The following is a 4,175-nucleotide window of genomic DNA, read 5'->3' as shown; positions in this document are numbered from 1 at the left end:
GGCGTTCAGCGACGCGGCAAGCGCCTCGGTTTCCTTGCGCGTCGCGCAATACACGATGCCGGATTCGTCGGGATGACGCGCGATGTACGATGCGACCCACGCCGCTTTGTCTTTGTTCTGCAGATTGATGACGTCGAAATACAGGTTCGGCCGATCGAATCCGGTGACGGTGACCATGGGATCGTTCAATTCAAGCATCGAGGCGATGTCGTCGCGCACACGTTGCGTCGCCGTCGCGGTGAACGCCGCGACCGTCGGCCGGACGGGCAATCCTTTGATGAAATCCTTGATGCCGAGATACGACGAACGGAAATCCTGCCCCCATTGGGAGACGCAATGCGCCTCGTCGACCGCGACGAGCGAAATCGGCACGCGGGAGGCGAAGTTGCGGAATCGCCCGGTCTCCAAACGTTCCGGCGCCACGTACAGCAGCCTTATCCGCCCTTGCAACGCTTGGGCGAGCACCATGCCCTGTTCGTCCATGTCCTGGGTGGTGTTGATGAACGCGGCGGGAATGCCCAAATCGTTCAGGGCGTCGACCTGGTCCCGCATCAGGGAGATCAACGGCGATATCACGACGGTGATTCCGGGAAGCAGCGTCGCCGGAATCTGATAGCACACGGATTTGCCCGCGCCGGTCGGCATGACGCCGAGCACATCCCGTCCGGCGAGAATCGCATCGACGATGCCGGATTGCCCCGGGCGGAACGAATCGTAGCCGAAATACCGTTTCAGCGCGTCCAGCGCCCGGGAATCATCATGGAATACCATGTCTCACAGTGTAGCAATCATCGAGTTCAGATCTGCTTGAGCGCCTGCTCCAGATCGGCGATGAGATCATCGGCATCTTCCAGACCGACGGACAGGCGGACCAGATTGGCCGGGACCTCCAGCGTGGTTCCCGCCACGGAGGCGTGGGTCATGGCACCCGGGTGCTCGATCAGCGATTCCACGCCGCCCAAGGATTCGGCGAGGGTGAACACCTGCGTGGCGCCGGCGAACTTCTTCGCGGCTTCGAAACCGGCAGCGAGCTGCACGGAGACCATACCGCCGAAACCGCCGTGCATCTGGCGCGCGGCGATGTCGTGGCCCGGGTGCGATTCGAGACCCGGGTACCACACACGCTCCACTTCGGGACGGGTCTCCAACCACTGCGCGACCTTCAGCGCGTTGCGGCTGTGCTGCTTGACGCGCAGGTCGAGGGTCTTCAGACCGCGGATGTCGAGCCAGGAGTCGAACGGGGACGGGACCGCGCCGGCGGCGTTCTGCAGGAACGCGACCTCGTCGCGGGTCTCCTTGTCGTTGACCACCACGGCTCCGCCGACCACGTCGGAGTGACCGCCGATGTATTTGGTGGTGGAATACACGACCACGTCGGCGCCGTCGTCGAGCGGGTGCTGCAATACCGGCGAGGCGAAGGTGTTGTCCACGACGACCTTGGTGCCGTGCGCGTGCGCCACCGCGGAGGTGGCCGCGATGTCGGTGATGTTGAGCAGAGGGTTGGACGGGGTCTCCACCCAGATGTACTTGTACTGCTTCTTGGCGAGCGCCGCGGAGACGGCGGCGGTGTCGGTGATGTCCACCACGTCGAGGCCGACGCCCCACGGCACGAACACCTTGGAGAGCAGGCGGTAGGTGCCGCCGTACACGTCGTTGCCGAGCAGGATGTTGTCGCCCGGCTTGACGGTGGCGCGCAGCAGCACGTCGATGGCCGCGAGTCCGGAGGCGAAGCTCAGCGCGTATTTCGCGCCCTCCACGGCGGCGAGCTGCGCGTCGAAGGAGTTGCGGGTCGGGTTGATGGAACGGCTGTAGTCGTAGCCGTTGCGCAGTCCGCCGACGCCGTCCTGCTTGAAGGTGGAGGTCATGTAGATTGGGGTGACCACGGCGCCGGTGGTCGGGTCGGGCTCCTGGCCCGCATGGATGGCGCGGGTGGAGAGGGCGCTGGCGTTGAGGGCTTCGGTGTTGGTCGCGATGGTCATGATGGGAACTCCTTGGAAATATCGAATGGTTTGCGTGGTGTGGATGATTGTCATATTGGATGGATGGTTTACAGATATTGTTCGGCGAGACTTGGCTTGGTGGTGCGTTCCACGACGTCGGCGAATCCGTTGGCGCGCATCCAGTCGTCGTTGAAGATCTTCTCCATGTAGCCGCGACCGGAATCCGGCAGCAGCACGACGACGAGCTGGTTTTCGTCGAGCTTGTGCTCGCGGGCGTATTTGACCGCGGAGACGACGGCCATGCCGGATGAGCCGCCGACCAGCAGTCCTTCCTCGTTGGCGAGGCGGCGGGTCATTTCAAAGGCTTCGGCATCGGTGACCTGCACGATCTCGTCGGGCAGATCGCGGTCGAACGCCTTCGGATAGAAGTCCTCGCCCACGCCTTCGATCTTGTACTGGTGCACGTCGTTCGGATCGGAGTAGATGGAGCCTTCCGGATCGGAGCCGATCACCTGCACCGCACCGTGGGAGACGTCCTTGAGATAGCGTCCGGTTCCGGAGATGGTGCCGCCGGTGCCGATGCCGGCCACAAAATGCGTGACCTTGTGGTCGGTGGCCTCCCAGATCTCCGGGCCCGTGGTGTGGTAATGGCTTTCCGGTCCGTTCGGATTGTCGTACTGGTTCGGGCGGTACGCTCCGGGAATCGTCTTGGCCAGACGTTCGGCCACTTGGTAGTAGGAGCGCGGATCGTCCGGGCCGGCATCGGTGGGGGTCACAATCACTTCGGCGCCGTATGCGCGCAATACCGCGCGCTTGGCTTCGGAGACCTTGTCCGGCAGGGTGAAGATCGTGCGGTAGCCGCGCTGCAATGCCACCAATGCCAGTCCGACGCCGGTGTTGCCGGATGTCGGTTCCACGATCACGCCGCCCGGCTTGAGCTCTCCGCTGCGCTCGGCCGCGTCGATGATGCGTTCGGCGATGCGGTCCTTGGAGGATCCGCCCGGATTGAAGTATTCGACTTTCACCGCGATGGTGGCGTTGACGTCTTCGGCTACATGGTTGAGTTTGACGAGCGGGGTGCCGCCGATGAGTTCGGCGAGCGAGTTGTGGATGGTCATGGCGTTTCCTTGGTGTGGTGCTTCGTGGTGTTGTGAATGTTCCGATGGATGATTTCACATTCCGAGAAGTCCGCGGCCGCGTTCGCGCAACGCTGGAAACAGGACCTTGCACCGGAGTTCGATGCTTTGCGCTCATGGCGTCCATCGCATCGATGATGCGGGTATGCGCCTATGAGAATTCCTTGATCGCGAAGAATCTGATTGCATTCCGCCTGCTTGCGGATGCTCTGAGGAATGTCCTATCTCAAGTTATGCTTCGATGAACCGCGCGCCTCTCGGGCGGGTGGTCAGCGACAGCAACAACATGAGAAATTGAACATGGCTCATACAATAGCACGCCCACCGGCGGCGAAAACCAATCGGTGTCCGAATGGCGGACAGTATGGTTACACCGTCGGCGGCCGTCCATCATATCGAGGCGGCGTCGATCAGCCGTTTCGTATAGTCGTTTTCCGGATTCTCCAATACCTGCGCGGACGTTCCGGCTTCCACGACGTACCCGTCGTGGACCACCATGATGCGGTCGGCGATATGCTGCACGACGCCCAGATCATGGGACACCATGATGAGCGCCATGTCCGGCTCGGCCTTGCGGATCGCCTCGAACGATTCGAGGATCTGCACGCGCGCGGCGACGTCGATGGCGCTCATCGGCTCGTCGGCGAGCAGCACCGCCGGATGGTCGACGATGGCCCGCGCGATCGCGGCGCGCTGCGCCTGGCCACCCGACAGGTCCATGGGGAATCGGCCGGCATACCGCCCAGGGTCGAGACTCACCATGCGCAGCGCGTCATCGACGCATTCGGCGATCCGTTCGGACGGCCAATCGCGGTGGTGAAGCCGAAGCGGTTCGGCGATGGAACGTTCGATGCGCCATCGTGGGTCCAACGAATCGAATGGATTCTGGAACACCAGTCCGGACATGCCACGCAACCGTCGCACGGTTTCCCCGCGCAGCGGATCTCCCTGATAGCGGATGTCGCCGGCATCGGCCTTCTCCAAGCCGAGCAGCACGCGCGTGAGCGTGGTCTTGCCCGATCCGGAGCCGCCGATCACGGCAAGGCACTCCCCCGCGTGGACCGTGACGTCCACGCCGAACAGCACCTGTTTGCATTGC

At 63.0% G+C, this 4,175-nt stretch carries 4 protein-coding genes; all 4 read right to left on the bottom strand.

Going from position 1 to position 4,175, the window contains the following annotated elements:
- Positions 1–771: RecQ family ATP-dependent DNA helicase (locus B3C64_RS08685; protein WP_291535092.1), on the bottom strand; the 771-nt coding region annotated here is incomplete at its 3' end.
- Between the two features lie 26 nt (positions 772–797).
- A complete protein-coding gene (locus B3C64_RS08680) occupies positions 798–1,979 on the bottom strand; it encodes a cystathionine gamma-synthase (RefSeq protein ID WP_291535091.1) in 1,182 nt (393 codons plus the stop codon).
- 68 nt (positions 1,980–2,047) lie between these two features.
- The gene (locus tag B3C64_RS08675; protein ID WP_291535090.1) at positions 2,048–3,058 is read right to left on the bottom strand and encodes a cystathionine beta-synthase; all 1,011 of its coding nucleotides are present in this window, start codon (positions 3,056–3,058) and stop codon (positions 2,048–2,050) included.
- Positions 3,059–3,466: 408 nt separating this feature from the next.
- A complete protein-coding gene (locus B3C64_RS08670) occupies positions 3,467–4,162 on the bottom strand; it encodes an ATP-binding cassette domain-containing protein (protein ID WP_291535095.1) in 696 nt (231 codons plus the stop codon).
- Positions 4,163–4,175: the final 13 nt, after the last annotated feature.

This window comes from Bifidobacterium sp. UBA6881, assembly GCA_002451435.1.
In the GTDB taxonomy this organism is placed as follows: Bacteria; Actinomycetota; Actinomycetes; order Actinomycetales; family Bifidobacteriaceae; genus Bifidobacterium.
This window is presented reverse-complemented; position numbering and strand designations above follow the sequence as displayed.